This window comes from Streptomyces sp. NPDC059443 (assembly GCF_042750105.1).
Lineage (GTDB): Bacteria > Actinomycetota > Actinomycetes > Streptomycetales > Streptomycetaceae > Streptomyces.
In genome coordinates this window covers 191265-217338 of sequence record NZ_JBHYVM010000003.1, presented here as the reverse complement: position 1 = coordinate 217338, position 26074 = coordinate 191265, and the positions used below count along the sequence as shown (strand labels likewise).

Below are 26074 nucleotides of genomic sequence, written 5' to 3'. Positions count from 1 at the left end.
CCGGAAACCTGACGCCCAACTGCGATCGCTCCTTCCCAGCGTCATCCAAGCTGGCGTATGTAGGCTCACTGCATCTGCCGTCACCGGCATGGCGGATCTCGTCTTGCGGCTGCTTCGGCTTCGGTGAGGCAGACGCTCTGGCAGGTAAGGACGTGGCTCTTTGGTTTCTGATCCCGAAGGCCAGGGAGAGTGCTGAGCTCTCGGGAGCTGCTCGGGGATGCTCCCCGACCGAGTCAAGCTGACTTGACGTCTAACCCCGACCCATCTCGCGCCGGGGTTAAGCGTCAAGATCACAGCAGGTACGAGAAACGCAGTGCCCCGCCCTCCTCTCGGTAGCGGCCTCGGCCGCGCTTTCCGTAGGGATTGGGGAGCATCTGGATGGCCACCTTGTGAGGGGTGAGGGCGTGGGTGACCACCAGGAGGCGCCAGCGGTCGTTGCCCGCGTGCTGGCGAGCCGCGCGGACCTCGCTCTCTCCCAGCTCGAAGCGGCCGCCGTCGCCCCCGGTCGCCTTCACCTCGTACATGTAGGGCCGGCTGCCGGAGCCGACCCGGAAGTCGAAGCCGAGGCCGTCGTCGCCGGACGGGCCGGGGAAGGCTTTGCGGCGGTTGCCCGACACCCAGCCGGTCTCGTCCATGCGGTCCGGGTAGCGCGCACACAGGAACTGGTACGCGTACCACTCGCCCACAAACCCGATGGCCTCCCGCTGGGCTGTGGTCAGCCCGCTGTCCGTGCCGCCCCCGTACCGCCACCCGCGCGTGCGACCGGTGGCCTGGGTGCGCCCGGTCTGGGGACGGGGGTCCGTGAAGCGGAGCGCCCCGGAGGCGGTGATGCCCGGCGCCGAGCCGCTCTGCAGGACCCGGTCGAGTTCGCGGGTGAGGGCGGTGAAGTCGCCGGAGTACACGTCGAAGTCGCGGCCGCCGACGGAGATCGACCGCTGTTTGCGCTCCCGCTCGCGGCGTTCGTGTTCCGCCGCGTTACGCACCCGGTCCAGGTCGGCCTCGGACAGCCCGTGCCGTTCGGGATCGATCGCCACGGCCATCCCGTCGGGCCACTGGCCGAGGGCCGCCAGCCAGCCGACGATGTCGGTGGGGGACAGGGGGCGGAAGTCCAGTGCGCCCGCGGCCTCCAGCCGCGCGGTGACCTCCTCGGCGGGCTCGGCTCCGGTCAGGGCCGCGGGCAACGGGTGTCCGGCCGCCCTGACCAGGACCGCGAGGTCGGCGGCCAGGCCGGTGATCGTACGGAGGTTCGCGCCGCGTACCTGGTCGGGGGCGGGCAGGCGTTCGCCCGACCGGGGCAACGGCACCGTGCGGCCCAGGCGCAGCGCCAGCTCTCGCTCCACGTGTGCTTCCAGGATTACCGTGTCGGCCGTGTCCACGGTGTACTTCCATGCCTCCGGCGCGGTGATCCAGTCCAGGGCCCTGACCGAGGGCCAGTCGGGCATCGGACGGCGCGCGTCGAAGTCCTCCAGTACCGCCCAGCGCAGCCGGTTGACGAGCTCCTTCTTGCGTAGGTCCAGGTAGGTGCGGAGCGCCTCCTCGTGCTCGTCGGCGTGGCTGACCGGTTCCAGGGGCGGGCTCATCGCACGCAGAGTGTCGTTCAGCTCGGCGAATCCGATGCCCAGGTCGCGCCGCAGTTCGTCCGTACCGCGGGCCGCGCGGGCCCTGGCGATGAACTCGGATACGGGGACTGGTAGCTGGGCAGCATGTTCCTCGAGGTGTGCCTGGAACTCCCGGGTGTCGCCCGGCGGCGGCAGGAACAGCGAGTTCGCCGCCTCCGTGCCGAGCAGGTGGACGAGGAAGGGCCGGCTGCGCTCCAGGACCACGCCGATGGCCCCGTCGATCCGGCGGCTCGTCTCCTCGACCTGGTGGATAGTGACTTCCAGGGCGTCGGCGAGCTCCTCCTGGCCCGGGTCGCGCAGGTCGGCGTGGCGGGAGGCGAGTTGGTGGGCGGCGATGCGCAGCCGGTCGCCGAACTCCCTCCGTCCCAGCAGCTCGGCGACCGCCATCACGATGCGGGGGACCTCGGGCCAGCCCGGCTCGCCTGCCGGAGCGAGGACGAGCGGATGCTTCGGATCGGGCAGCGGCAGCACGCCGCCGTGGCGGCCTGGCAACGTCACGGGCCGGCCGTCGAGCTCGATGTCCCAGGAGCGGTAGCGGTGCAGACGTACGCTCCGGACCAGGGACGTCAGCTCGCTCAGCTCGGCCTCGCTCGCACGGGGGCCGCGCGCCAGGTGGTCGGAGAGGACGCCCACGGTCAGCGTGAGCCAGGGCAGCTGCTGGACCAGTGGTTCTCCCATAGCCGCGGGGTCCACCCGTGCGCCGTCCACGGTCACGGTGAACATTAGGTCGTCGGTGTGCCGGACGGTGGCGGGGTGTTCGGCCGCCAGCAGCTCGGCGGCCTCTGCCGAGACACCGGGAAGGGTGAGCAGGGGGCGCCCCATCTCCCGTACCAGCAGGGCTGTTAGGCCGTCGCGTTCACCGCTGACGTAGAGCACGGTCCCGCCATCGCCATCGCTCTCCCCGCTGTCCAGGGCGGACAGCGGTACGCCGATCAGCCGGTCCTCGGACTCGGCGAGCAGAATGGCGCCCTCGGGCAGTGCGGGACTGGGCCGCCGTACGAGGTACCTCCAGGCGCGTTCGTTGGCGCGCTGCGCGGCGGGCCGGTCCTCGGCCCCCAGTGCGCCCTCCGCTGCGAGCCGTCCCAGCGCGGCGATGAGGCGGCCGCTGTCCCGGGGGTCGTCCCAGGTCGGCAGCCGCATCTCCCGCAGGCGGTCGCCCGCCTTCCCGCGTTCCAGGAGGTGGCGCAGCCGATGGTCGACGGTCGGCGCGTACGAGGGCGCCTCCTCCAGCCCGGGTGGGCAGTGCCAGGCGTCGGCCGGGCGGACGAACCGGACGGCCCGGTCGCGGCCCCGCACCGGAAGCCACGGTTGCTCCCGGACGAAGGCGCCTAGCGGGGTCGTCACCCGTTCCGTGTCCGGGCGACTCTGGGTGCCGGCACTGGTCCAGACGCTGGCGAACCTCGTGTCGTTCCAGCTGGCCAGGCCGTGGAGGATGAGCCGTGCGTATGCCAGCCGGGCCTCCTGGCCCAGGCGTCCGACGACGTCCTGGCCGGGGAGCTGCCAGGCGGGGGTCCCCCGGTACTGTGTCCGGGGGTAGTAGACACCGGGCCAGCTGACGTACTGCTCCCACTGGTCCTGCACCTCGGCTGACACCTTCGCCATGCGGACCAGTCGCTGATCGTTGAGCTCCTGGCCTTGGTACACCCAGCTCGAGGCGTCAGGGGACGTGACCGGGACCAGCCCGTCGGCCACCCCTGCCTCCAGAAGGAACGCCCGCCACTCCTCGGAGGCGGTCTCGGCCCGCTTGGCGAACTCCTCGGGCTCGGCGAGGAGGCGTCCGGCGATCACCTTGAGGCTCTTGGACACGTCCTGCCCGGCGGCGATCACCGCCGACAGGTCTTCACCGACGGATGCGCGGCCCCAACCCCGGCCGAAGATGGCACCGCTCGCCCTGATCATCCGGCCGTCAGCCGACGGTACGTACAGTCCGAGCGAGGAGATCTGCGTCCCGCCCAGAGAACGCTGCGGCTGCCACAGCCGGAAGACGAACCGCAGGGTCTGGAGGCGTAGTCGGTGATCGGTGCTCGCGCTGAGTGCCTGCCGTACGTGGTCCAGGAGGCCCCTCGTGTCGTACGGCCGGACGAGCCCCTCCTGCTCGAGGAAGGTGCGGGCGGCCCGCCCGCGCGTACGCTCGCTGCGGTCCTTCCAGACCAACCCCGGGTGCAGGGTGAACAACCGCTTGCCGAGCAGGGTGGGGACGGACGGGGCCTCGGCCTGGTTCGCCTCCGTACGCACCGGCTGGAAGAACGCCTCGCGGCGGGCACCCTGACCGCTCGCCTTGCCCTGTGTAGGTGTACTCGTTCCCGTACCAGCCCTGTCGAGGGGACGGTTGGTGTGCCGCAGTGTGTAGTCCTCCGCGAGCAGCAACTGCCTGCCGTGAAGGACGTGCCCGTCGTCCTCGAAGAGGGCGGCCAGGTCCTCGTACAGCGCGCTCCATTGCTCGGGGGACTCACCGGACCGAGGGAGGGGAAGGCCCCCGACGATCCGTTCCACGTGCTCGGCGAGGATCTCAGGGCCCGGCTCCAATGGGCACGCGAGGGCCTTGCACAGGGTGGCCAGCCGTCTCAGCCGGTCGCCGCCGATTTCGGGGTCCGCCACCACGATTTCGGCCTCGTGCGCGCGGTGTGCGGTGAGGACGGTCAGGTCGAGGTCCGGCCACAGGACCGCGCCACGGGGCGGGGCCCAGCCCGCCTCCGGCGGGGCGTCGTCCGCGGCAAGGACGGGCACGAGCGGTACGTCGGCCAGTTCGCTCCCATGCACGCGCAGTGCCGCCGCGCGGAACCGCCCCACTGAGTCCTTCTTGTTCTCCCAGCTCACCAGGTCCACGGCCAGCTGCCGCATGGACGGTTCGGGCGAGGCACGCAACACCGCGGCAGCCGCCAGACAGGTCTCGGCGACCGCGTCGAGCAGCAGCACGTTGAGGGGGTTGTTGGAGGGGATCCCGGTGCGGTCGAACTTGGTGAAGAACGGGGCGTTCGCGTGCCCAGGGAAGGGCGCGGCCTGGTCCTCACCCATCGGCAGGAAGGTGTAGATCTGCCCATGCAGCGGTCGGCGCGGGGCTGGCAGCGGGAGCGCGACCTCGACGACGGCGGACCGCTTCCACTCCTGCCACGTGTCGTCGAGGAGCCCGGAACCCACGGCCTCGGCGAGCGTGCTGTTCAGCCGTTCCTTCTCGACGGTGATCCGTGCCACGAGGAAGGTGCCGGACGGCCCCAGGTCCACGATCGCGCAAGAGACGGGGAGCCCGTGCCCGGCGCCGTCCTCCGCCACCGCGAAGCGCTCCTCGGAGCGCGTTAGCTCGTGCCGCTCGTGCGCCTCTCGGAGGTCGTCAGACTCCTCCGCTTCGCCTGTCTCGCCACCGGCGGCCCGCCGTTCCAGCGTCAGGCCTGCGAGCCGGTCGAGGAACAGCATCAGGGGTACCTTCGCCCCCGCGAGCTCGCGCATCCGCAACCGGACCTCGTCGCGGGCGGCCTCGCTCAGCAACGGCAGCCGGACGACGGTGACGTATCCCTGGGCGGCGAGCTGCAGGCAGGTCGCGGGCACGTCGTCCAGCGGCAGGGGTGCCTGCAGCGGCGGATACGTGGCGGCCACCTCGTGGGCGTTGTCCTCACCGGCGAGGAACTCCTCGACGTCGGCCCTCTGCGCGAAGCGGAAGCAGTACCCGTCCAGTTCCGGGCCGGGCGGGCTGTCGGGGTCCGCGCTGTAGATCTCGGGCGCGTCGCTGATCAGCAGGATGCTGCGGAACCCGACGCCCTTGTTCCCGATGCCCTCGCCGACCTCCTTCGAGCTCTGCGCGAGCTCGCAGATCTGCTTGACGTTGTGCCAGGTGAAGGGCGTGCCGCCGTTGGCGACGTACAACGTCCCCCACTCGCCCTCCGCCTCGTCGAGCAGGACGTGGACCCGTCCGTCGCGGCGGTCCCTCGGATGCGCGTCGTAGCCGTTCTGCAGCAACTCGAAGAGCGAGCGGCCGGCGTACTCGCGCGCGCTCGTGTACGACACGGCGTTCACCTGCCGTGCCATGCGCAGGACTTGCTCCGACCGGGCCCCCTCCAGCACGGACCGGCCGTACTCCCGTAGTTGCTCGGCCCGGGCGTTCCTCGCCATGGTTCTCCCCTCACCTCAGCGTGATGAGGACGGTATCCCGCCGCACTGACATCGGGGGCGCGAGGAACCGCTGTGTGGAGCGCGGCTCGGAGCTGAGCTTGACGTTTTGGTGCGCCGTCGAACAGGGCTCGAACTTGCTGAGCACGGCGGATCGAGGGAGGGGGAGGTACTGTGTCGCCGCTTGCTGTGTTCTTCCTGGGCGGCCCTGATGCTGTCCGCTGGGGGATCCTTCACAAGCTCGCGATCGAAACACCAGGTCCGGTGCCGGGTGCTGGCCAGCCAGGATCGTGGAAGGCTTTGAGGCATAGTCGGAACCCGGAGCCACCCCGACCAAGCCCCCATCCCACAGACTTCACCCTCTCTCGTACGGACCACCGGAACCGAGGGGGTCGCCCAACTATCGGTGACGCCACCGCTGACGAAGTCGCAGGACCTCGGTGGCCCAGTGGGCCTCCAGCTCCGCGTCGGGGATCCGCTCGCGGCCCAGGCTGAAACGGACGTGCCGGTAGAGCCAGTGGAGAGAGGCGTCCGTGCTGGCGATCAAGGTGGACAGAAGTGGATCTCCGGCGGGGGTCTCGTGGTCCACGGCCACCAGCAGTTCCCCCTGGTCGTCCGGGTGCAGGTGCGGGAGTGCACCGCCCATCCTGATACGGAGGTCCCCCCAGGTGAGAACCTTGCCGCCGCTGCGGGCCGTGTCGATGAGGACCTTCCGGGCGGCGACGGCCAGCTTGTCGACGGACTCGGCCGGGAGCCGATCAGTCTGCCGGGGAATGGCCGGGCCCTCCGCCTTTCCGAGGGGTGTGCGCGGCTCCGATCCGGGCTTCTGCCTGGAACGCTCACGGCGGGAGACCTCCCGCTGCTTGAGTCGGCTGTGCCAGCGGTTCACCGCCGTCGCTTCCGACGAGGACAGCCCCTCGGCCAGGCTGCCACGGAGCCGGGCGATCTCGTCGAGAGTGAGACGGACTTCGTCGACGGATCCGTCCTTTCGGTGCCCCGCCAGTCCCGTGAGCAGCTCCCGAATCCTTCGGAGCGCCGGATCCACCTGTTTCTGCGGGACCCGCTCGCCGCACCAGGCCTTCACCTCACGCATGAAGGGCGTGTATTGCTCGCGATCTACTTCCGACAGCTTCCGGGCGTACAAGGGTCCGGCCAGCTGTCGGGCAGCCTGTACGGCGGGCAGGTCATCGGCGGACTGAGCGACGCGGATCTCGTCGCGGAGCCACTCGAACTCCTCCAGTGCCTCGGTCTGGGCGGGGTTCCGCTCCTGATGCGCGGGGGCCTCGTCGGAGTCCTGGGATGCGGCGGTACTGCTCAACTTCTCCTGCAGAGCATCGAACAGGGCCTGGATGTCCTCGGGCAGGCTTCCGCGGCAACGGCGCCTGAGGATCTTGGCGTGCGCCAGGCCGCTGCGAAGTTCGAGGGGGTCGTTGGAGGATTCCGGACCAGTAAGGCCCTGCAGCACCGCGCGCAGCGCGATCTGAGCCGCCTCGGAGGCCCGGGGGCGGATCCATTTCGTCATCGCCGTACTCAGTCGCCGGATGCGCTGCTTGTCCTCTGCCGGGAGCTGCTGGTCGCCGATGCGCCCCGCGTGCTGCTGGAGCACCATCGCCTCGGCGAGGTCCCCGGCTCGTCTCGCCTCCTCGAAGCGCGAGGCGATGGCGTTGATCTCCTCCGTGCTGCGGGGCTTCGGGGCTTCGGGGCGTCAGGGCGGGGCGGTTTAGCCGGCCCGTGTGCCGGCTTGGACTCGCGCGCCTTCGGCGGAGCCTCGGCGATGACGCTGGTTCTCCCTGCGGAGGTGGGCTGCGGAGAGGCGACGGGGTGGCCGATGAGGCGGGTGAGTTCATCCAGGATCGGGTGGCCCGCCCTGAGCCACGGGCGGAGAACACGATCGTGGAGGCGAGCGGCTTCGTAGCCCGCGAGGTGAGCCCGGGCCTGCTTGACGGCCTTCGCCAGCCGTTCCGCGCGGCGCGGACTCGCCTTGGGCGCGATGGCGGCCGCCTCTGCCAGCTTCTGCCGTAGTTCACCGATCTGCTGGGATGCGGCTCGCAGGTCCGGGAGGTCTGCGGCGTCGGTGGTTGCAGGCTTCTCCTGGCGCGCGGGTGGAGTCCGCAAGGCGGGTGTCGAAGCCGGCGAGGGAGCCGGCGGGCGGCCGTACGCGTCGTGCGCCCGCTTGATCTCGACCGCGCTCCAGCGTTGCAGGGCTGTGTCCGAGGCCGGAGCGGACGCTCCCAGCAGCCGCAGCACGGTGCCCAGGTAGGGCAGGCAGCGTCCGGACGGCGCGAGGACCAGGACGGACAGGAGAGGTCGGCCGGGTTCGAGAGGCCTGTCGACCTCCACCAGGAGGTCGCGGCGCTTGGGGTCCGGCAGATGTGCGAGGTCGAGGTCGATCCGGCTCGCCAGCTTCGACCATGTGGTGGTGGTGCGCTCGGCCGCCACTCGCTCCAGCTCCCGCCGGAGCGTGGCAGCAACCCTGCCTCGTTCGGGTGGGGAAGGGCGGCTCTCGGGCTCGACGTGGCGTACCTGCGGTGCTGGAGCGGTTTCCTCCTTCAGGGCGACGCTCGGGCGCCACAGGCCGGTGCGTTCGGCGTCAAGGCCCTGGAGCTGCGTGAGGCTGTCCGCACGTACGGCCCACGAGGGAGCGTCGGCCGCGACGGGATCAGTGATCAACAGCTTCACCAGGCCGGAGAGCTGATAGACGTACTGCTCGGTGGGTGAGGGGACTTCGTCGGGCAGGGAGAGGCAGGCGCGGATGATGCGGCTTCCGGCCGGCTTGACGAATCCGGGGACCAGGTACCGTCCCTCGACCGCGAGCTCGGCATCCTCCGGGCGCTTCGCGGTGGGGTCCACGGCGAAGACGATCCGAGCGCCGTGCAGAGGAAGAACCGCCGGCAGCGGATGGTTGCGCATGCTGCCTCGACGTACGTGACCGCCGGCCCGCAGCCCTTCGAGGGCCGGAGTCACCAGGCCGTCGCGGGTCATCCGGCATTGTTCGAGGGGCTCCCAGGATACCTGGCCGTCCTCGGTCGCGGTGCCTATGAGGACGCGGCGGTCGGCTCCGGCCGTCTCACAGCGCACGCGCAGCGAGTAGCCCTGGCGGGCGGCCATCTCCCGTGCGACGGCGCCCTCGGGCCTGAAGACCCAGTCGACGTGCCCCTCTCTCGCGCCCAGGCTGTCGGCCGCCCTGCGCCAGCTGTGGTAGTCCTGCGAGCGGAGGACGAACCGCAGGTGCTGCCCCGTGGCACGCAGCCAGAAGTCCACTGCGTCGCCCGGCCCGTGTCCGAGGCTGCGCAGGTCGGACTGCGCGGCGTGACCCTGGCCGGCCAGCCACTCCTTCACGTGCAAGCGGATGAAAAGGTGGTCGGCGCTGTCCTCACCGTTGTCCGAGCGATGGCACACCGCGCGGATCCCGTCACGGTCCGGATAGTGGGAGAAGTGGCAGACCTTGGTCTCGTACCGCTTGGTCATGAGCTTCTCGCCGCAGCCGCCGAGGAGCGTGCCGCACCAGAAGCGGTCGGTGCCGAACTCACGTCGGAACTCGTCCAGGTTGTGCGGTTCTTCCGGGAGGATGACGGGCACTTCCGAATCCTGGCCACCGATGACGGCGGTCTGGACAAGGCGTGTGTCTGTCTGTGGCACTCGTGTTCCTCCGGTTCGACGCGCCCCCGGGCGCCGGTGGATCACCTTCGTCTTGGGATCACCGTTCGGCTAAGTGTTCCATTTCGTAGTCTCGTTGAGCAGGCCGATCAGTCAGAAAAGCTGTGGCCAGGCGTACTTGGACGTGGGCCTTTCAGGTCGGCGGTGGCGCGTGGCCCGCCGTGGTGGTCGTGGACGATGCCGAAGGACTGCCAACGCGTGGATGAGGCTTAGGTACTCGGTGACGTTCGGCATGCCCAGTGCCTCGCCAAGCGCGCGTGCGGTCGTGCCGCGAAGGTAGTCGTCGAGGAGGAGGAGCGGTGGTTGACGCTGTGAGCCCACATGCTCGGGTCAACCGACAGAATGTTCTGACCAGCAGGATGACGGGCTCCTCCAGTAACTACTTCCCTCGGCGAACATGAGCAGCTCCCTTTGCGCAGGTCAGGCATGCGGGGGGTGACGGAACATCGACTGGGCCAGGCGCCGCTGCTGGCGGCTGACCGCCTGCGGGCAGGTGATCAGCCCGTCTCCGATCGCGTCGCGGAATACGGTCGGAAGCTGGGCCGCCCATGCCCGGTAGGGCAGCGGCCAAGGCCGCGGCTCAGGCGCCGAGGTGGATGAACGGGGCCCAGTGGCGGGGATCTGCGTAGCAGGGAGCTTGCTGCGGAAAGCCGTCGAGGACAGTGACCGCCCGGCGCAGGCGGGCCCGGGCCGGTTCGTCGTGGACTGCAGCGAGGAGAGTGCTGCACCAGAGAGACAGCTGCGGGGGCGTCGAGTCCCGCAGCCAAAGCTGGGCCGCTCGTAATGCTTGGATGGGCCCGGCGGGCAGTTCGTGGTAGAAGCGGGTGGCCAGGAGCATGGCCGGCAGGTCCTGTACGTTCCACAGCGTGGCGATCACTTCTGCCGCACCGGCCTGGAGCAGCCCGGACGCGAGTCCGATGGCCTCGTCGGGCAGGAACCCGTCGGTCGAAGCCGTGCCGCACGCCGAGGCGAAGACCAGGCGGACATCGCGGAATGCCCGGCCCTTCGTGATCGTGCGGAGTGTCATCCGGGTGCCGCCGGCCATGATGAAGGCTGACTCCAGCGGACCGGCGGGGTCGAAGAGCCCGTGGCATGCGAGGTGGACATGGGTTGCCCCCGGCAGGTCTTCCTCCATGAAGACCGACGCAGTGGCTGCCGTCCCCTGGCGCAGTATGTAGCGGTCCCAACCGCTCAGCGTCGTGACGGCGGTGGCCTCGGCGGAGGCGAAGCCCAGATCGCCGGTCGGGTCGCCGACGGCAACGAGACTCCGCGGACCAGGTTCGGGACTGGGCCGGTGGGCTAGGGCGGCTGCCGATGGGGCGAAGGACACGGCAAAATCGTCGATGAGGCAACGGCCTTCATACGGCACAGCGTGCAGTGGGACTCCGCTCAGCCGACCACAGGCAACCAAGGTCACCTCCTCGACTTCGAGTTCGCGCAGCCACTGAGCCAGGGTGCCGACGGCCAGGGCATGGAGTACGGCGTCCGTGCCTTCCCCGGACGCCAGGTCGCTCCCGTCCGCCGAGCGGGCTTCGATGGAATGCCCGCCCCGCCCGTCCCACCGGAGCAGCAGGAGGTACGCGATGTGCTGGAACGTGTAGACGTAGACCAAAGGACGATGCGAGGGCGCCGCAAAGGCCAGTTCCCTGATGTCCACCTGGTCCAACGGATCGACTGCTGCGAGGAGCGGTGCGAGCGCGCTGTCCCGCTCCGAACGCGCCTTCGCGATGGCCCGCACGAGCGCCGACTGCTGCACCTCCAGGTCGGCCATGCCGAAACGGGCCCCGACGAGACTGCTCTCGACCGCTACGAGGCGCACGAGACGTTCATCGGCCTCCCGGTAGGCCGCGTAGGCATCGGGGTCGGCATCCCGGGCCATGCGCGTACTGTCCCGGTCCTGACGCATGACCTCGCCCAGTTCGCGCGCCCGCGTCCGCTCGAGCAGGAGCACGCCGTCCATCACGCGCCCCGCCGCGCACAGGGTGGTGACGATTTCCGGAACCAGCTGCGCGGCCCCACGCTGCTCCATGTGCCGGGTGCTCCGCAGCAGAGCCTCCTGGTAAAGGGTTTCGTGTAGCTCAGCGGCCCGTTGGGCCGCGTCGGCCGCCGCCGGCCAGTCGCTCTCGAATCTGAAGAAGCGCAGTTGGGCGATGGAGGCCGTGAACGTTTCGGAGCGAAGTCCGTTGTCGATGAGGAGCCTGATCGTGTTCTCGTACGCGGCACGGTCCTGGGCGGGCTCCAGCTGCCACAGAGCCAGCTGGACAGTTGCCCACTGCCGAGGCTGGTTCTCGAAGCTCAGTACGCGCAGGGCGGACCGGAAGTGCCGTGCTGCCGCCGCCAACTGAGCGGGGCCTCCGATCTGTTCGCGTACAAGACCCAAACACCTTTGTACCCTCGCCCAGTCCGTCGGATAGGCATCCTCGGTGAATACCTCGAGACTGGAGGTCAGATGGGTAATGGCACGGTTCAGGTCCGGTCGCGCTCGTACTTCCGGGTCACCCAGCGCCATCCCCAGGCTGGCCTCGGCTTGGGCCCACTCCCGCGGTTGCCCTTGGATGGTGAGGATGGAGACAGCGTCCATGTACGCCTTGACCGCCAGCTGTTGAGTGGCTTCCGTATCGCGACCCCGCATTAGGCTGTAGGCATTGCCCAGGCCGATCTGGGAGAGGGCCCAGTCCACAGGCATCGTGTCCTTGGGCTGTGCCTCCAAGGAGGCACGGTAGTGCTCAATGGCGCGCCACAGGTTCGCCTCACGGCCCTCGGTGAGGCGGTCCTGGTAGAGGTTTCCGAGTGTGTGGTGGGCGTCTCCCCAAGGCACAATATCCGCGACGGGGTCGAGTAGACCGACGGCCTGTCGGGCGGCGGCGATCGCTTCCTCGATGTTCTGCTCGGCGTCGCCCGTCGCCCGTACACGGAGGAGCTGCGCAAGCAGGTTCAACACCCTTGCCCTCAACCTCGCTTCGCCGTCATCTCTGGTCGTGTCAAGTGCTGTGTGGCACAGGGTGATAGCACGTTCGATGTGGTCTTGGCGCTCCGCGGCGTTTCGGGTCTGCTCTGAGGCGTCCCGGAGTAGACCCGCAAGCGTCAGGGCGAAAGTGGCACGGAGCGGATCGTTCTGGGCCAGCTCCGACAGGGCGGGCTCCAGGGTGTTCAGGGCCTGGGTGGTGTTGGATCCAGGGTCACCGGCCTGTCTCCGAGAGTAGGCGATCGCGAGATTGTGCCTGACCACCGGAACGTGACCGTGCCGTCTGGTCTCCGGCAGATCTAGGACGCTCCGCAGCACGGTGATGGCCTCGTCGGTATCGATCTTGGCATTCGTCCGCAAGGAGAGTATTGCTTCGGCCAGGACCAGCGACAGGAGAACCCATGCGTCCGCGTTGGTCTCGTACGGGTTTGCCGCGCGTGCCGCCCGCAACCTGGATATGCGCGTGCCGCGATCGGGGATCTTGGCAACCTTCTCGAAGAACCCGAACAGGTCCTCCTTCTCCCGTGGCGTTCGCCCGGGCTCAGGAGGCGGGTTCTCCTCCATGAAGGCCGCCAGACCCCGCAGCTTCACTACTTGCTCGGCCGCCGCTCGGCGGACGGGGCCATCGGGCAGTAGCTGTTCACTCTCCGTCGCCAGCTGCAAAGCCCGTGCCACTGTGCTCCTCATGGTCGAGGGGCTGATGTCGAAGAGGAGAGCGGTGAGGGATCCGGCTAGGGCCAGCCGGTTCCGGGCGTCGTCCGGATCGTTCGGATCCTCCACCATGCGTTCCAGGACGGCGTTCGTCAGCCACAGCATGGGGCGCGTCGGTGGGCCGGCATGTCCTTCGATCAGCCTGCCCACCCAGATGCATATCGCTCGGGAGGACGTGCCCGGCGGGGGATCGTCCACGAGCGCCCACATGGTCCTCGCGGCCGAGAGCAGGTCGTCGGTGTCGTTGGTCAGGCGATAGCGGCGCTCCTGTGCCTTGGCCAGGTTGAACGACACCGCGGTCCGGTTGGTCGAGGGGATGTCCGGCAGCGTCAGTGCGGCTTCCATACAGGTCAGCGCCCCGGCCAGGTCCTCTAGGCGGCCGTCCCGGTCGTACCTCAGCATCCGGCTCAAGCCCAGGGCCACCAGTGTCGACCAGCGCACAGACGTTGGCTCTCCGCCGAAGTCGGGATGCGTCAGCACCGCTTCCCAGGCCTCGACCTCGACGTCTACGTCGACGTCCTCCGGGAGCCCGAAAGCCCGGTCCACCAGCTCGTTCAGCACAATCCGTCACCCTTCAGGCGGGGAAAACACTGGTTCCGGTCTACGGGACCCAGTCGCAAGGTAGGCAGTCAGGTGGCGGCCCGCTTCGTATTCGGTGAGCGGGTCCCGTGGCAGGGGCCAGCGCAATGACGTGTACAACTGCTGGCGGTAGAGGTCGAAGCAGGATTCGACGAGCTCCGCGTGGGCCGCGGCGGCAGCCAGCAGGAACCCGTAATAGGTGACGGTTGCGGCAAGCAAGGAGATCGGAATCGCCCAGAGGCTCCATACCGACCACACCGTGCAGGCAACCCATACCGCCCCCACGTGTATGACGACGAGCAGGGATCTGTGGGCCGCGAGGACTTCTTCCTTGACCGTGTCCGGAAGCAGGAGCCACAACCTGGGCCAGCAGATCACGGGATCCAGCCCGTAGTGGGCCCGTACCCGGTCCTCCGACGCTCGCAGCACATTGCCGAGCCGGGTAGGCATCCTGCGCCGTGGATCGAGCGGGACCGCGCGTACACGCCGGATCAACCGGGCCCGTTGCGCGAGGACTTCGGCGTCGAGGGAATCGACCGCACGGGCCGCGAGCGGACGCAGCTGCGCGATGTCACGCTCGGCACGCCGGCCCAGACGCTCGCGCAGCCAGCGGCGCGGCGCCGGGAATGCCCAGTACCCCTCCAGGCATCTGACGATCGGACGCGAGAGGAACCTCAGCAACAATCCGGACAGGGTGAGTAGCAGCAGGACCCCTACGGCGGCCATCGCCTGCGCCAGAGCGGGTAGGGCTGCAAGCTCCGTCGTCCACATCTTCGCCGCAGCCCGCCAGCCGTGTGCGCGGACCGTGCCCCCGCCTTCACTCCGCACCCAGCAGGCCAGCCCTGCGAGCCAGAACAGACAGGCCGGTGAGAACAACGCGGTGAGCCAGCGTTCGGACAGCTTGCCGCTCATGCCCTTCCAGAGGTCATTCAGCACCCGGACGCCATCCAGCCGGCCGGTACGTCAGCGTGGAACCGTCGTGTGGGCACCGCTCGGGCCGCGGCGCGGGGTCCCCGACGTCGAGTACGGGCCATGCGTAGTCGCACCGCGAACACAAGAGCCGGTCGAAGTCGACGAAGGCGTCCCCGGCCAGTGCCTGCCCGGGCCTGTCGCCGGACCGCTCGGCTCCGTCGGGCCCGGTTTCCGCTTCGCGGTCCTTCGCCGTCCAGTGCGCGCCGGATCCTGCGCGCTCGTGATCTGCCCCCACAGCACCGTCCCCCGTAATGCTCCCCGGTGTCGCCCCCCAACTGCACTCTCCCCGCCGGAGCCGGATTCATGCGCACGCCAGCAGGGTGTTTGAACGCCCTCAGTAGTGAGCTGCCTGGCGTCACAGCGGCTTCGCATCCCCCGACCACGACAGGGAACCCGTCCCACCCTCTGCCGCCCTGACCGGCAAAAGCGAACCTGGCCCCCTTCGAACCGCAGGGATCAGATCACGTTCGGGGGCAGGCGGCCTTAAGGGCTCGCCGGTTTGTTCTCTACAGAGCGTGATGGAGATGCGTTGCTGATGTTCTTGGGGGAGGTGGGGCTGCGATGTCGGGGCGAGCGGGGTGAGGGACCCACTTCGGATCCCGTGCTGGTTCGGTGCTGGTTCAGGCGTGCTGTGCGGCGAAAAGCCGCAGGTGGTAGCTCTGGTCGGATGAGTTGTCGTACCACTCGATGGTGGTCCCGATGAGGCTGGCGGCGACGATCCGTCTGATGCCGGAGGAGCTCTTCGGGGCGGTTCCGGTGGAGACCATGTGCACCACTTCCAGGGTGTCTGCGGGGACGTCGGGTGTGGCCACAACGTAGAAGTCCGCAGGTCGCAGGCATATGTTGCTCGTCATCACAATCGGACCCGGCCGGGTGTGCCCGACCACTACACCGCCCGAGGAAAGGCCTTTCGGACCTGCCTCAAGCAGGTGGGTGTGCAGTGTCCGAATTACAGCGTTATGCCCGTATCGATGATGTTTGCTAGTTCCCGTGCTGGTTTGGTGCTGACCTGAAACCACACGTGAGCACCCCTCGTTACCCGGCCCGTGCTGGTTGAGTGCTGACTACGCAGCGTTGAGCAGGACGTGTTTAGGGCCGAATCGGACACCTGGGAGCTCCTGCTGCGCGAGCTGCGGGCCGCGGCATGCCGACGTGACGGACACGCGGGGTAACCGCCGACGGATGCCGCACTCCCTGTCGGGGGCTGGCCGGTGGGTCCTCCGCTGGGCGGCGTACCCCCACTACCCGGCGCGCCAGATCGAGCAGACGACGGGCCGCAGCTTCAAGAACTCCCGCGACCTCGTCGAACTGTGGGTAGCAGTGACGGCTCACGGCCCGTTCACCCAGGAGCCCACGGACGGGGGCGGTTCGGGGAGGACAGAGGACGGTCCCGTCCCGGATCCGCGGCTCCGGCGTGCGCCTGTGGTCACCCGGTGAGCCAGCCTGGCCCGTTTCCGCCGAGCGTGCATCTGTGGACATGGCCGCATCAAGCGCCGGTCGGGTGCGCCTTCGCGTACGCGTGGGTGGGGGCGACGATGTCTTCGGCACGCAGAGGCTGGCTGAGCTGGTTTGTTGCGGCTTTGGGCGGTGGCACGGTCACCTCCCCGGTGTGATCCGGAGGTACGGCAGTGACATCGATCGCCTTGACTCCCTCCTCATCCTCGGGCCAGCTGTTGGCGGCCCTGACCGATCTCAAGGCTCTACGGTCACTGCCAGCCGGGCATCTGCCCGCCCTGGCCTCGAATATCCGGAACTTCCTCGTGGGCGAGGTGGCCGCGGCCGGAGGGCATCTGGGGCCGAACCTGGGGGTGGTGGAGCTCACCTTGGCCCTGCACGCTGGCTGAGCATTTGCACACGCTCAAGGCGGGCAAGAGATCGCAGGGGTGCCGGAATCTGTTCACTGAGCTCGGATTCGCCTATTTCGGCCCGGTGAACGGCCACGACACCCTTGAGCTCGAAGCGGTGTTGCGCCGCTCCCGTGCCCTGAGGCGGCCGATGGTGGTCCATGTGGTGACCGTCAAGGGCAAGGCGTGCGGGGCGGCCGAGGCGGATGAGGCGGACCGCTTTCATGCGGTGGCCCCCGCCGAGGACGGCGGGTGCCGGCGGAAGGCGGTGAGCGCCCCAGCTGGACCAGCGTCTTCGCCTCAGCCCTGGTGGCGTTGGGTGAGCGGCATCCGAAGCTGGCGGTAGTGACCGCGGCGATGCCGGGGCCGACCGGGCTGAACGTGTTCGCGGAGGTGTTCCCCGGCCGGTGTTTCGACGGGGGGATCGCCGAGCAGCATGCCGTGACCTCGGCGGCCGGGCTGGCGATGGGTGGCATGCGCCCGGTGGTCGCCCTCTACGCCACCTTCCCTGAACCGGGCTTTCGACCAGGTGCTGATGGATGTGGCGTTGCACCGGTTGCCGGTCACCTTCGTCCTGGACCGGGCTGGGATCACCGGACCGGACGGGCCGTCGCATCACGGTATGTGGGACCTGTCCGTGCTGGGTGGCGTGCCGGGGATGAAGGTGGCGATGCCGCGCGACGCCGCTCGGCTGCGGGAGCTGCTCGGCGAGGCCGTCACCCACCAGGCAGGACCGACGGCCTTGCGGTTCCCGAAAGCCGTGGCAGGTGAGGAGATTGAGGCCGTGCGGCGCGAGGGCAAGGTGGACGCCCTGTACGCGTCGGGCGGGCGTGAGGTGCTGCTGGTGGCCGCCGGCCCGCTGGCCGCCGAGGCGGTGGAGTCGGCCCGGCCCAGTACCTGTCCGATCAGGGCATCGGGGTGACGGTCGCCGACCCACGCTGGGTCCTTCCCGGTCCAGACGGGCTGGTTCAACTTGCGACCTCCCATCGCCTGGTGGTCACGGTCGAGGACAACATCCGCACGGGGTGCGCCGGGTGCGCCCTCGCCCAGGCTGTGGTCGACACCGGGTCCGTGGTGCCGGTCCGTGTCCTTGGTCTTCCCGCCGCCTTCATCGCGCACGGTACTCGTCACGACCTCCTCGCCTCCGCGGGCCTGGACCGGGACGGCATCGTTCACGCGGTCCTCCAGGCCCGCGCCATCCGCCCGGTGGAGATCCCCACGTTCTGAACACCCCGCGGTCCGCACGTCGGTGGCGGTTGGGTTCCGCACGAGGGAGGCCGGTCATGGCCAGCGCATTTCAGGAGCGCAAACTCAGCGGGATGTCCGCCGCGTTCGACGCGGACGGCGACCGCTATCTGCGCGGGGAGGACTTCACGGCCCTCGTCGACCGCTGGAGCCGGCTCCCGGGAGTGGGTCCCGGGACGGAGCTGCGCGTACGCGTCGAGACGCTGTTGATGGGCTGGTGGGCGGCGCTGCTCGAAGCGGGGGACGCGAACGGGGACGGCGCGGTCGACATGGACGAGCTGCTCTCCCTCGTCAACAGGCTGCCCGCGATGGTTACGGAGGTCACCGCGACCGCCGACACCGTCTTCGCCGCCGTGGACTCCAACGGTGACGGCCGCATCCCGCCGGAGGAACACCACAAGCTCGTCGAAACCTGGAACGGGCAGCCCGTGGACATGACGGGCATCTTCGAACTGCTCGACCTGAACGGCGACGGGCATCTCAGCCGTGAGGAATTCGCCCTGCTGTGGCGGCAGTTCTGGATGAGCGACGACCCGACGGAACCGGGTAACTGGCTCTGCGGCCGGTTCCCCTTCTAGGTCCCCGGCCCCGGTCCGCGCCGCGTAGGCCGCACGTCAGGCCAGCGGGCCGAGCACCTCCTGGGCTTCGATCAGTCCCTGCTCGCTCGGGGGCTTTCCGGCGCCGAAGACGCGCTCCGCCTGGCGCGCCCGGAACTCGGCGTGGGCCTCGGCGGGCCGTACGTAGCCGTGGCGGGTGCGGGCCTGCTCGGGGGTGAGGACCTCCTTGTTCCGGGGAGGGACGCCGAGCTTGACGGGTGCGACCACCTGGACCGTGGAGGGGGAGAGCATCCCCAGAAGGAAGAGTTCGACCCGGGGGTTGAGGTGCGCGAGCGCGAAGGCCGTCCGCATGACCGGCACCACGAGGAGGTCCAGGAGGCGTGACTGCCGGATCTGCGCCATCTCCCGCATCCAGCGCGGCATGGTGGCGATCCGGTGTGTCCGCGCCACGACCGTCCGCGCGGGCTTCATCCACCAGGGGGTCGGCGGGAGGAGGAGGTCGGTGTTCAGGAGGTGCTTCATGGTCTGCCGGGCGATCGGGCTGGCCTCCAACCGCGGGCGCATGTGCGCGAAGTACGCCCGGATTCCCGCGCGGTCGCGCGGGACGTCGTCGGGAGAGCAGGTCTGGAGCTCCGCGGCGAGGGCGCAAGCCTCCCAGTACTCCGCCTCCTCCGCCGCGGTGAGCTTGCCGGGCCCGTACTTCTCGTACGCGTAGAGGATGGAGTGCCAGCCGGTGAGCTGGATCCACAGCTGCGAGGCGGGGTCGTTGGCATCGTAGGTGCCTTCGCCGTAAGGGAGTTGCCCGACGACCTTCGAGTGGAGCTTGACCAGGGCATCGGCGGCCCTGCACACCTGCTTGGTGCCCGCGAAGGCCACCATCGCGAAGTAGCGCACGGTGCGGTCGTAGCGGGTGTGGGTGCGCTCGTAGAAGCCCTGGGTGTCGTGGACCGCGGCCGCCAACGGTGGATCGAGTTCCTGCATCACCGCGGAGCGCTGGAAGCCCACTGTGGGCGCCGTCGGATAGCCCCAGACCTTCCAGACCACCGATCCGGGGCCGAAGAACCCGTAGTCCTCGTACGGTTCGACCTCCTTGCCGTTCAGTCGGGCCATCGGGCCACTCCCTCGTGTTCCGGCGGCGCGTGCGCACCGCTTCCCCAATCCGACAGCCCTGTTCTTACAGGACAAGCCACACAAACCCCGCCCCGACGCCCCGCGCGTCCCGATCGCCGAGCGGCGGGAGCAACTGCTAGACGGGGCCCTCGCCGTGATCGTGAGCGACGGCTACGGCCGGGTCTCCATCGAGGCGATCGTCAAGCGGGCCCGGGTCGTGCTCCGAGGAGGATGTCGACGGCCTGCTCGATCTTCTTCGGGCTGAGGTCTGTGGAGATTGCGGTCATGGGGCTCCTCGGTGGTCGTGGTGTGGGCTGGGCGGGTCAGCGGCGGGACGCGATTGCGCCGGCTGTCGTGTAGGGGCTGGCGGGGGCGGGTGGCGCTCCAGGAGTTGCGGGCCCAGGTGGCGGCGCGGGCGGCGGTCATCCGGGCCTGCTGCCAGCCCCCGAGTTCGGAGGGCGTACGGAGACCGAGGCTCTGGCTGTGGGGGTGCGGCTAGCCGCATCGGAGCGATGGTCCTGCCGCACCGGCGCTGCGGGTGTGAGGCATGCGGAGCGCAGTCGGCGCCGGAGCCAGGCTCGTGTTGTCGGGCCGGGCAACCCTGCCGGGTACCGCCGGCAAGACGCCCTGGGAGACTCGCTGTTGCGGTGCCCGGCGTCAGCCAGACGTAGGGTCAACTGATGGTCAGACTGCCGCGGCTGTAGGTGCTGCTCAGGCCGCGCGTGCCACAGCTGCGCACGTCACTCGTGGGCTGCAGACGGCCGTTGACCTGTCGGCCGGCCATCATGCCGCTGGTGATGGAGGCGGAGACCAGCGCGTTCAGTGGCGCTCCTGGATTGGCCCGCGGAGTAAGCGTGGAGGTGCCCAGCTCGCGGCCCCGGCCGTCGTACCAGGTCACGGTCGCCGAGCCGTGTACGTCGCGGACGTTGGTACAGGTAGCGGTGCCCGTCCCACGGAAGGTCAGCCGCCCCGACTGCAACGCCGGCTGGCTGCCGTTGGGCGAGGAGCAGCGTTCCAGCGTCACCGTGCCCTCGGCCCGGACCGAGCGGGCCCGTGCGGTGACGGCGGGGCTGAAGCGAACTGGACTGCCCTGCGCCGTCCGTGCGGCGCACGTCAACTGTGCGGGCGCCGCCACCCGGATGGGAGTCACCGCTTGGGCGGCGGTCGCGCTGTGGCCGCCCAGTACAGCCAGCAGGGCGCAACCTCCGGCTGCGGCTGTCAGTGCGGTTCGGCGGAGTGTCAGGGCCGGCCGGTCCTGGCTTTGTCCCCGCATGGTGGTGGCGTAAGTCTTCAGGCCCATAGCGTCGCTCCATGGAGTCGATCAACTGCGTACAGTGACGGATTCTAGGAGGAGGACAGTCCATGAAGCCCGCCACCCCGCACCCGCCACCCCCCACCGTTGACACCCGCACCCGGGCTGGCAGACCGGTCACGCGCCTGACGTCCGCCGTGCTGCGCCATCCGCGCCGAGCCGCTGCCGCGGGCTTGCTGGCGGCTCTGGTTATGGGGGCGGTCTTCCTGCTGATGCCGCCGGGCCTGTCGCCCGGCGGTTACGTGGCCCAGGACACCGAGGCCACCCGGGCTGACGCCCTTCTGGCGCAGCGCTTCGGGGCAGGGCTGCCCGACTTGGTGCTGCGCGTCCGCAGTACCGCGGACGCTGATGACCCGGCCGTCGCCGATGCCGGACTGCGCCTCGCCGAGGACCTGGCCGCCCGTCCGGGCGTGGAGCACGTCTTCTCCTACTGGAGCGAGCAGGACCAACGGCTGCTGTCTCGTGACCGCCGCACTGCATTGGTCACCGCCGACCTGGCAGGCAGCGAAGCGCAGGCCGTGGACACCGCCCGGACCTTGGTGCCCCAACTGACCGGTGAACACGGACCGCTGAGTGTTTCGGCCACCGGCGCCTCCTGGGTCAGCGTCCAGGTCTCCGAGATCAGCAAGTCGGACATGCTCAGAGCCGAACTCCTCGGCGCCCCCCTGGTGGTGCTTGTACTTCTGGTGGCCTTCGGCTCCGTGGCGGCCGCATTTCTCCCTGCCCTGGTCGGAGGCCTTGCGGTCGCCGGAACCCTTGCCGTCCTGCGGCTGGTCGCCCCCCACTACCCCGTCTCGGTGTTCGCTCCCAACCTGGCCGCGGCTCTGGGCTTCGGTCTGGCCGTCGACTACGCCCTCCTCGTCGTCGTCCGTCACCGCGAGGAGCTGGCCACCGGAGCATCCGTGCGCGACGCGGCGACCACCGCCGTAAGGGCCACCAGCCGCGCCGTCTTCTACTCAGCCGCGACCATCTTCACGTGCCTGGCCGCGCTGCTGCTGTTCCCCCTGACGTTCCTGCGGTCCATCGCCCTCGCGGGCATGGTGGTCGTTCTCTTCTCCGCGGCCGTAACCCTCCTCTTCCTGCCGCCCGCCCTCCTGCTCCTGGGTGAGCGCCTGCGGCGTCCCGAACGGCCGGCGGGTAGCCGCCCATGGCCCGCCGCACCGTGGGCGCACCTGGCATGCGCTGCCACCCGGCGCCCCGTTCTGTCCGCAGCCTGTGCCGCCGGGTTGCTCCTGTGCCTTCTCCTGCCGTTCGGGCACATCCGGTTCGGGCCGGCGGACGTCAGTGTCCTGCCCGCGGAAGCGGAATCACGCAAAGTGGGCCGGCAGATCAGCAGTGAGTTCGACGTGCCCTGGAACCGCACCCTTCAGGTGCTGCTGCCCCGCACGGACGCCTTCGACCAGGAGCCGCAGGTGGACGGCTATGCCCGCCGCCTGTCGAGGATGCCGCACGTCACCCTGGTGGACTGCGCCACCGGCAGCTACCGCCACGGCCGACAGATCGCCGCTCCCGGTTCCTCCGCCGCCCTGTACACCGTTCCCGGCGCCACCTGGCTCGCCGTAGTGGCGACGGAGTCGCACGCCCAGCACGCCGCACTCATCGAACGGCTCCGCGCCACGCCATCACCGGGCACTCACCTGGTAACCGGGGAGCCCGCGCGTCAAGCCGACACGGAAACCGCCCTCATCGAACGGCTGCCCCTCGCCGCCGCCTGCATCGTTGCCTGCATGGGACTGCTGCTCTTCATGCTCACCGGCTCACTGGTCCTGCCGCTCAAGACCGTCATCGTCGGATTGCTCAGCCTCGGCGCCACGTTCGGCGCCCTCGTCACCGTCTTCCAAGACGGGCACCTGCTCACCCTCATCGGCGGCGGCACCCCAACCGGCGAGCTCATCCTCCCCGTCCCCATCCTGATGTTCTGCTGCGCCTTCGGCCTCAGCATCGACTACGAGGTGTTCCTCCTGACCCGTGTGCTCGAAGAACACTCCCGGGGCCGTCCACTGAAGGACGCCATCGTCACCGGCGTTGCGGCCACCTCACGCGTCATCACCGTCGCCGCCCTCCTGGTCGCCCTCGCCCTGCTCCCCCTGATCGCCTCCCAACTCACCATCCTGAAGATGCTCGGCCTCGGACTCGCACTCGCGGTCCTCGTCGACGCCACCCTTGTACGCGGAATCCTGGTCCCCGCAGTGATGTGCCTGCTGGGTCGGGCCAACTGGTGGGCGCCGGCCCCCATGGCCCGCTGGCACCAGCGCCGCATCCTTGCCGTGGACCGAACTCAGTCGGCTGCGCCGGCACCCTTCCCCACCGCCCGCGATGATGCCGACGGCCACCCAGAGGCGGCACGTGAAATGGCCGCCAAGCCTGGTGAATGATCACGAAATAGTGCGTCTGGTTTGAACTAGGGGCAAATCATTTCACAAAACGCTTTTCAAGATCCATTCGAGTGGAGTTCGCTGCTCCAGGCAGCCGTGCCGTTTCCGTGCCCACCGCCGGCCGGTTGTTCACGGCAGTAGGCAAGTCCACGGTCCGTCGCAAGGCAGTCGAATCCCGGTTCCTCTGAGCTCTGGAGCTACTGAACGTGCAGGTCGCTCTTACCGGCGCCACTGGGTTCCTCGGACTGCGCCTTGTCCGTGAACTGCTTGGGCATCACGACTCGCTGACGGTTCTCGCACACGCCCGGTCGGGGGGTGCGCTCGGGCGGATCACGAGGTTCATGGAGCTGGCGGGCGCACCCAGCGGGCTGATCGAGGAGCTTCCCGGCAGGCTGCGCATCGTGGAGGTCGATCTGGGGCAGCCGCAGATGGGGCTGCCCGCCGTCGCCTTTCGGCAACTGGCGGATGAACTGGACGTGATCTGGCACAGCGCGGGCAACATTAAGCTCGACGACGACCTCGTGAGGCTTCGTCAGGCCAACGTCGAGGGCACCCGTAACGTCCTGGAACTTGCCGCCGCTGGTGTCCGGAAGCCGTTGATCCATCACATCAGCACCGCCTTCGTCGGCGGAGCGCGACGTGACGGTGTGCTCTACGAGGACGAACTGGATGGCACGCACGGCTTTGAGAACGGCTACGAGCAGTCCAAGTACGAGGCTGAAGTCCTGGTGCACGAATGGTCACGGTCCCACGGACGCCCGGTCGTGGTCATGAGGCCCAGCATCCTGGTCAGCCAACTGCCTCCGCACCCGGAACTGCCCAGCCATCCGCTGCAGTTCCTCTATGAGGTCATGCAAACCTGGCTCCCCGACTCCGGTGGCACCCTGACGGAGGAGAATCGACCGGTGGTACGGATGCAGGGCCACCCCCATGGTCACCTGAACCTGATGCCAGTGGAGCACGCCGCTGCGGTCATGGTCCAGTTGGCCGGCATGCCGCCTTCGGGGCAGGTCGACACCTACCACGTGGTCCACGATCACGATGTGCCGGTCAAGGTCCTCACCACGCTGGCCGAGCAGCTCGTTCGCGTGCAGGTGAAGCTTGTCGACATGAAGCCGGAAGACCCGATCCCGCTGGAAGCGGCTGTGGCGCTGTACCCCGGATGCATGCAGTACCTCGGCCACCGTCGCCGTTTCGACGACACGCGCGTGCGGACACTGCTCGGTCCGGTTTCGTCCGGGACCCGTGTTGATCTGGAGTACCTGACCGCCGGCGCCACGGCGATGGGGACGGCCGTGTCCAGTGCCGGAGTGCGCTGAGTGGCTTCGGTGGTCCCGGTTCCACAACGCCGATTCCCCGCCTCGCGTTCCGACTTTCAGACGCCCCCGACTTGATGGGAAGCCCACCCTTGTCCGTACTGGCATGTCCCGACGGAACCGTCGCTGTGACGCCGTTGTTCGCCGCCGAGCAGATCGAGTCCTGTGTCGGGCGGATTCGGGAACACGTGCACATCGTCGCCGACCCAACGGGCCGTGAGCTCGGCCTGGTGATGGGCGCCAGGCCCACGGGCGCGGTCGTCGGCACGCTGCCGCCGCTGTACCCGGAGTGGCTGGGAGGGCGAGCCTTCTGCGAGGCGCATGGCGTCCGCTTCCCCTACGTGGCAGGGGAGATGGCGAACGGCATCGCATCGACGCGGATGGTGGTGGCGATGGCCAGGGCCGAGATGCTCGGGTTCTTCGGCGCCGGTGGCCTCGGCTTTCCCGAAGTTGAACGCGGCGTGCGCCAGTTGGTCGCGGAGCTGGCCGGTGCGCCGAACTGGGGTGTGAACCTGATCCACTCGCCGGGCGAACCCGAGCTCGAGTACCGCGTCGCCAAGCTGCTTCTGCAGAACGCCGTTCCCTGTATCTCGGTGTCGGCGTTCATGGCGCTCACCCCGGCCGTGGTGCTGTGTTCGGCGGCGGGTTTGAGCCGGGGGGCGGACGGGCGGATCGTGCGTCGCACACGGCTCTTCGCCAAGGTGTCCCGACCTGAGGTCGCCGAGCGGTTCCTCTCGCCGGCGCCGCCCGAACTGCTGCGCCCGCTGGTGGAACGGGGAGAGCTCAGCGCGGAGGAGGCTTCGCTGGCCGCGCTGGTGCCGGTGGCCGAGGACATCACCGTGGAGTCCGACAGCGGTGGCCATACCGACAACCGGCCGCTGTGTTCCCTGCTGCCGCGGATCCTGATGCTGCGGGACGAGCTCACCCGGCACTTCGGCTACGCGAGGACGGTCAGGGTTGGTGCCGCCGGGGGGTTGGGAACACCAGACGGGATCGCGGCGGCCTTCGCACTCGGCGCGGCCTACGTGGTGACGGGGTCGGTGAACCAGGTGGCCGTCGAAGCCGAGATCTCCGACGACGCGAAGGCCATGCTCGCTGAAGCCGACATCGCCGACGTGATCATGGCCCCGGCCGCCGACATGTTCGAGCTCGGCGTCAAGCTCCAAGTCCTGCGTCGTGGAACTCTGTTCGCCCAGAGGGCCGGTCGCCTCTACGAGGCGTACCAGGCCTATCCGTCCCTGGAAGAGCTGCCGCCGCAGCTGCGCGTAAAGATCGAACGGGACGTGCTGAGGAGCTCGATCGACGAGGTCTGGGTGCAGACCAGGCAGTTCTGGCAGCAGCGCGACCCTGCGGAGATCACTCGCGCGGAGAACGACCCCAAGCATCGTATGGCCCTGGTGTTCCGTTGGTACCTGGGGAACTCCAGCCGCTGGGCGATCACCGGGGACACGGCCCGACGCAGCGACTACCAGATCTGGTGCGGCCCGGCGATGGGCGCTTTCAACCGATGGACCGCCGGCAGCTTCCTCGCGGAACAGGCCAACCGCTCCGTGGTGCAGATCGCCCTGAACCTGCTCGAAGGTGCCGCGGTGACCACCCGTGCGCACCAGCTCCGCACGTACGGCGTACCGGTGTCGGCCTCGGCCTTCGCCTTCAAGCCGCGCCGCCTCGCCTGACCGCGCCCCTCACACCGAACGCAGCAATTGCGTTG

16 protein-coding genes and 1 pseudogene are annotated in these 26074 nt (G+C 69.2%); 9 read left to right on the top strand and 8 right to left on the bottom strand.

Annotated features, from left to right (window positions below; all coding sequences use genetic code 11):
- Positions 1 to 290: 290 nt before the first annotated feature.
- The 6 genes from ACFXDJ_RS04115 to ACFXDJ_RS04090 all read right to left on the bottom strand — a co-directional run bounded on the left by ACFXDJ_RS04115 (position 291) and on the right by ACFXDJ_RS04090 (position 15458).
- A complete protein-coding gene (locus ACFXDJ_RS04115; RefSeq protein ID WP_384648893.1) occupies positions 291 to 5723 on the bottom strand; it encodes a sacsin N-terminal ATP-binding-like domain-containing protein in 5433 nt (1810 codons plus the stop codon).
- Positions 5724 to 6120: 397 nt separating this feature from the next.
- Positions 6121 to 7329: a hypothetical protein gene (locus ACFXDJ_RS04110; protein WP_384648895.1), complete on the bottom strand. Its 1209-nt coding sequence runs from the start codon at positions 7327 to 7329 to the stop codon at positions 6121 to 6123.
- Positions 7251 to 9299, bottom strand: coding sequence for a hypothetical protein (locus tag ACFXDJ_RS04105; protein ID WP_384648897.1), 2049 nt, complete (start codon positions 9297 to 9299; stop codon positions 7251 to 7253). The genes ACFXDJ_RS04110 and ACFXDJ_RS04105 overlap by 79 nt, the downstream gene beginning before the upstream one ends.
- A gap of 658 nt (positions 9300 to 9957) precedes the next feature.
- On the bottom strand, positions 9958 to 13614 hold the full coding sequence (locus ACFXDJ_RS04100) for a CHAT domain-containing protein (RefSeq protein ID WP_384648899.1): 3657 nt from the start codon (positions 13612 to 13614) through the stop codon (positions 9958 to 9960).
- Between the two features lie 6 nt (positions 13615 to 13620).
- Positions 13621 to 14568, bottom strand: coding sequence for a hypothetical protein (locus ACFXDJ_RS04095; protein ID WP_384648901.1), 948 nt, complete (start codon positions 14566 to 14568; stop codon positions 13621 to 13623).
- Between the two features lie 656 nt (positions 14569 to 15224).
- Positions 15225 to 15458: a hypothetical protein gene (locus ACFXDJ_RS04090; protein WP_384649036.1), complete on the bottom strand. Its 234-nt coding sequence runs from the start codon at positions 15456 to 15458 to the stop codon at positions 15225 to 15227.
- Positions 15459 to 16232: 774 nt separating this feature from the next.
- Between ACFXDJ_RS04090 and ACFXDJ_RS04085 the strand changes: the two genes are divergently transcribed.
- The 6 genes and pseudogenes from ACFXDJ_RS04085 to ACFXDJ_RS04060 all read left to right on the top strand — a co-directional run bounded on the left by ACFXDJ_RS04085 (position 16233) and on the right by ACFXDJ_RS04060 (position 18271).
- Positions 16233 to 16448 (top strand): 1-deoxy-D-xylulose-5-phosphate synthase N-terminal domain-containing protein, encoded by a 216-nt coding sequence (locus ACFXDJ_RS04085; RefSeq protein WP_384648903.1) that lies wholly within the window; start codon positions 16233 to 16235, stop codon positions 16446 to 16448.
- 4 nt (positions 16449 to 16452) lie between these two features.
- Entirely contained in the window at positions 16453 to 16794 is a 342-nt protein-coding gene (locus ACFXDJ_RS04080) for a 1-deoxy-D-xylulose-5-phosphate synthase N-terminal domain-containing protein (RefSeq protein ID WP_384648905.1), read from the top strand.
- A pseudogene (locus ACFXDJ_RS04075) lies at positions 16701 to 16895 on the top strand (1-deoxy-D-xylulose-5-phosphate synthase); the annotation flags it as partial. The gene ACFXDJ_RS04080 and the pseudogene ACFXDJ_RS04075, both read left to right, overlap by 94 nt.
- Positions 16896 to 16983: 88 nt before the next feature.
- Positions 16984 to 17370: a hypothetical protein gene (locus ACFXDJ_RS04070; protein ID WP_384649028.1), complete on the top strand. Its 387-nt coding sequence runs from the start codon at positions 16984 to 16986 to the stop codon at positions 17368 to 17370.
- The gene (locus ACFXDJ_RS04065; protein ID WP_384648907.1) at positions 17367 to 17675 is read left to right on the top strand and encodes a transketolase C-terminal domain-containing protein; all 309 of its coding nucleotides are present in this window, start codon (positions 17367 to 17369) and stop codon (positions 17673 to 17675) included. Before ACFXDJ_RS04070 ends, ACFXDJ_RS04065 begins: the two co-directional genes overlap by 4 nt.
- A gap of 56 nt (positions 17676 to 17731) precedes the next feature.
- On the top strand, positions 17732 to 18271 hold the full coding sequence (locus tag ACFXDJ_RS04060; RefSeq protein WP_384648909.1) for an EF-hand domain-containing protein: 540 nt from the start codon (positions 17732 to 17734) through the stop codon (positions 18269 to 18271).
- A gap of 36 nt (positions 18272 to 18307) precedes the next feature.
- On the opposite strand, the gene ACFXDJ_RS04055 is transcribed toward ACFXDJ_RS04060, so the two are convergent.
- Both ACFXDJ_RS04055 and ACFXDJ_RS04050 read right to left on the bottom strand, forming a co-directional pair.
- Positions 18308 to 19360, bottom strand: a complete 1053-nt coding sequence (locus tag ACFXDJ_RS04055; protein ID WP_384648911.1) for an oxygenase MpaB family protein — start codon at positions 19358 to 19360, stop codon at positions 18308 to 18310.
- A gap of 673 nt (positions 19361 to 20033) precedes the next feature.
- The gene (locus ACFXDJ_RS04050; RefSeq protein ID WP_384648913.1) at positions 20034 to 20660 is read right to left on the bottom strand and encodes a hypothetical protein; all 627 of its coding nucleotides are present in this window, start codon (positions 20658 to 20660) and stop codon (positions 20034 to 20036) included.
- A gap of 203 nt (positions 20661 to 20863) precedes the next feature.
- Here ACFXDJ_RS04050 and ACFXDJ_RS04045 point away from each other — a divergent pair, with 203 nt between their 5' ends.
- The 3 genes from ACFXDJ_RS04045 (at position 20864) to ACFXDJ_RS04035 (ending at position 26039) form a co-directional block, all read left to right on the top strand.
- On the top strand, positions 20864 to 23047 hold the full coding sequence (locus tag ACFXDJ_RS04045; protein WP_384648915.1) for an MMPL family transporter: 2184 nt from the start codon (positions 20864 to 20866) through the stop codon (positions 23045 to 23047).
- A gap of 206 nt (positions 23048 to 23253) precedes the next feature.
- Entirely contained in the window at positions 23254 to 24366 is a 1113-nt protein-coding gene (locus tag ACFXDJ_RS04040) for an SDR family oxidoreductase (protein ID WP_384648917.1), read from the top strand.
- Between the two features lie 89 nt (positions 24367 to 24455).
- On the top strand, positions 24456 to 26039 hold the full coding sequence (locus tag ACFXDJ_RS04035) for a PfaD family polyunsaturated fatty acid/polyketide biosynthesis protein (protein ID WP_384648919.1): 1584 nt from the start codon (positions 24456 to 24458) through the stop codon (positions 26037 to 26039).
- Positions 26040 to 26074 lie beyond the last annotated feature (35 nt).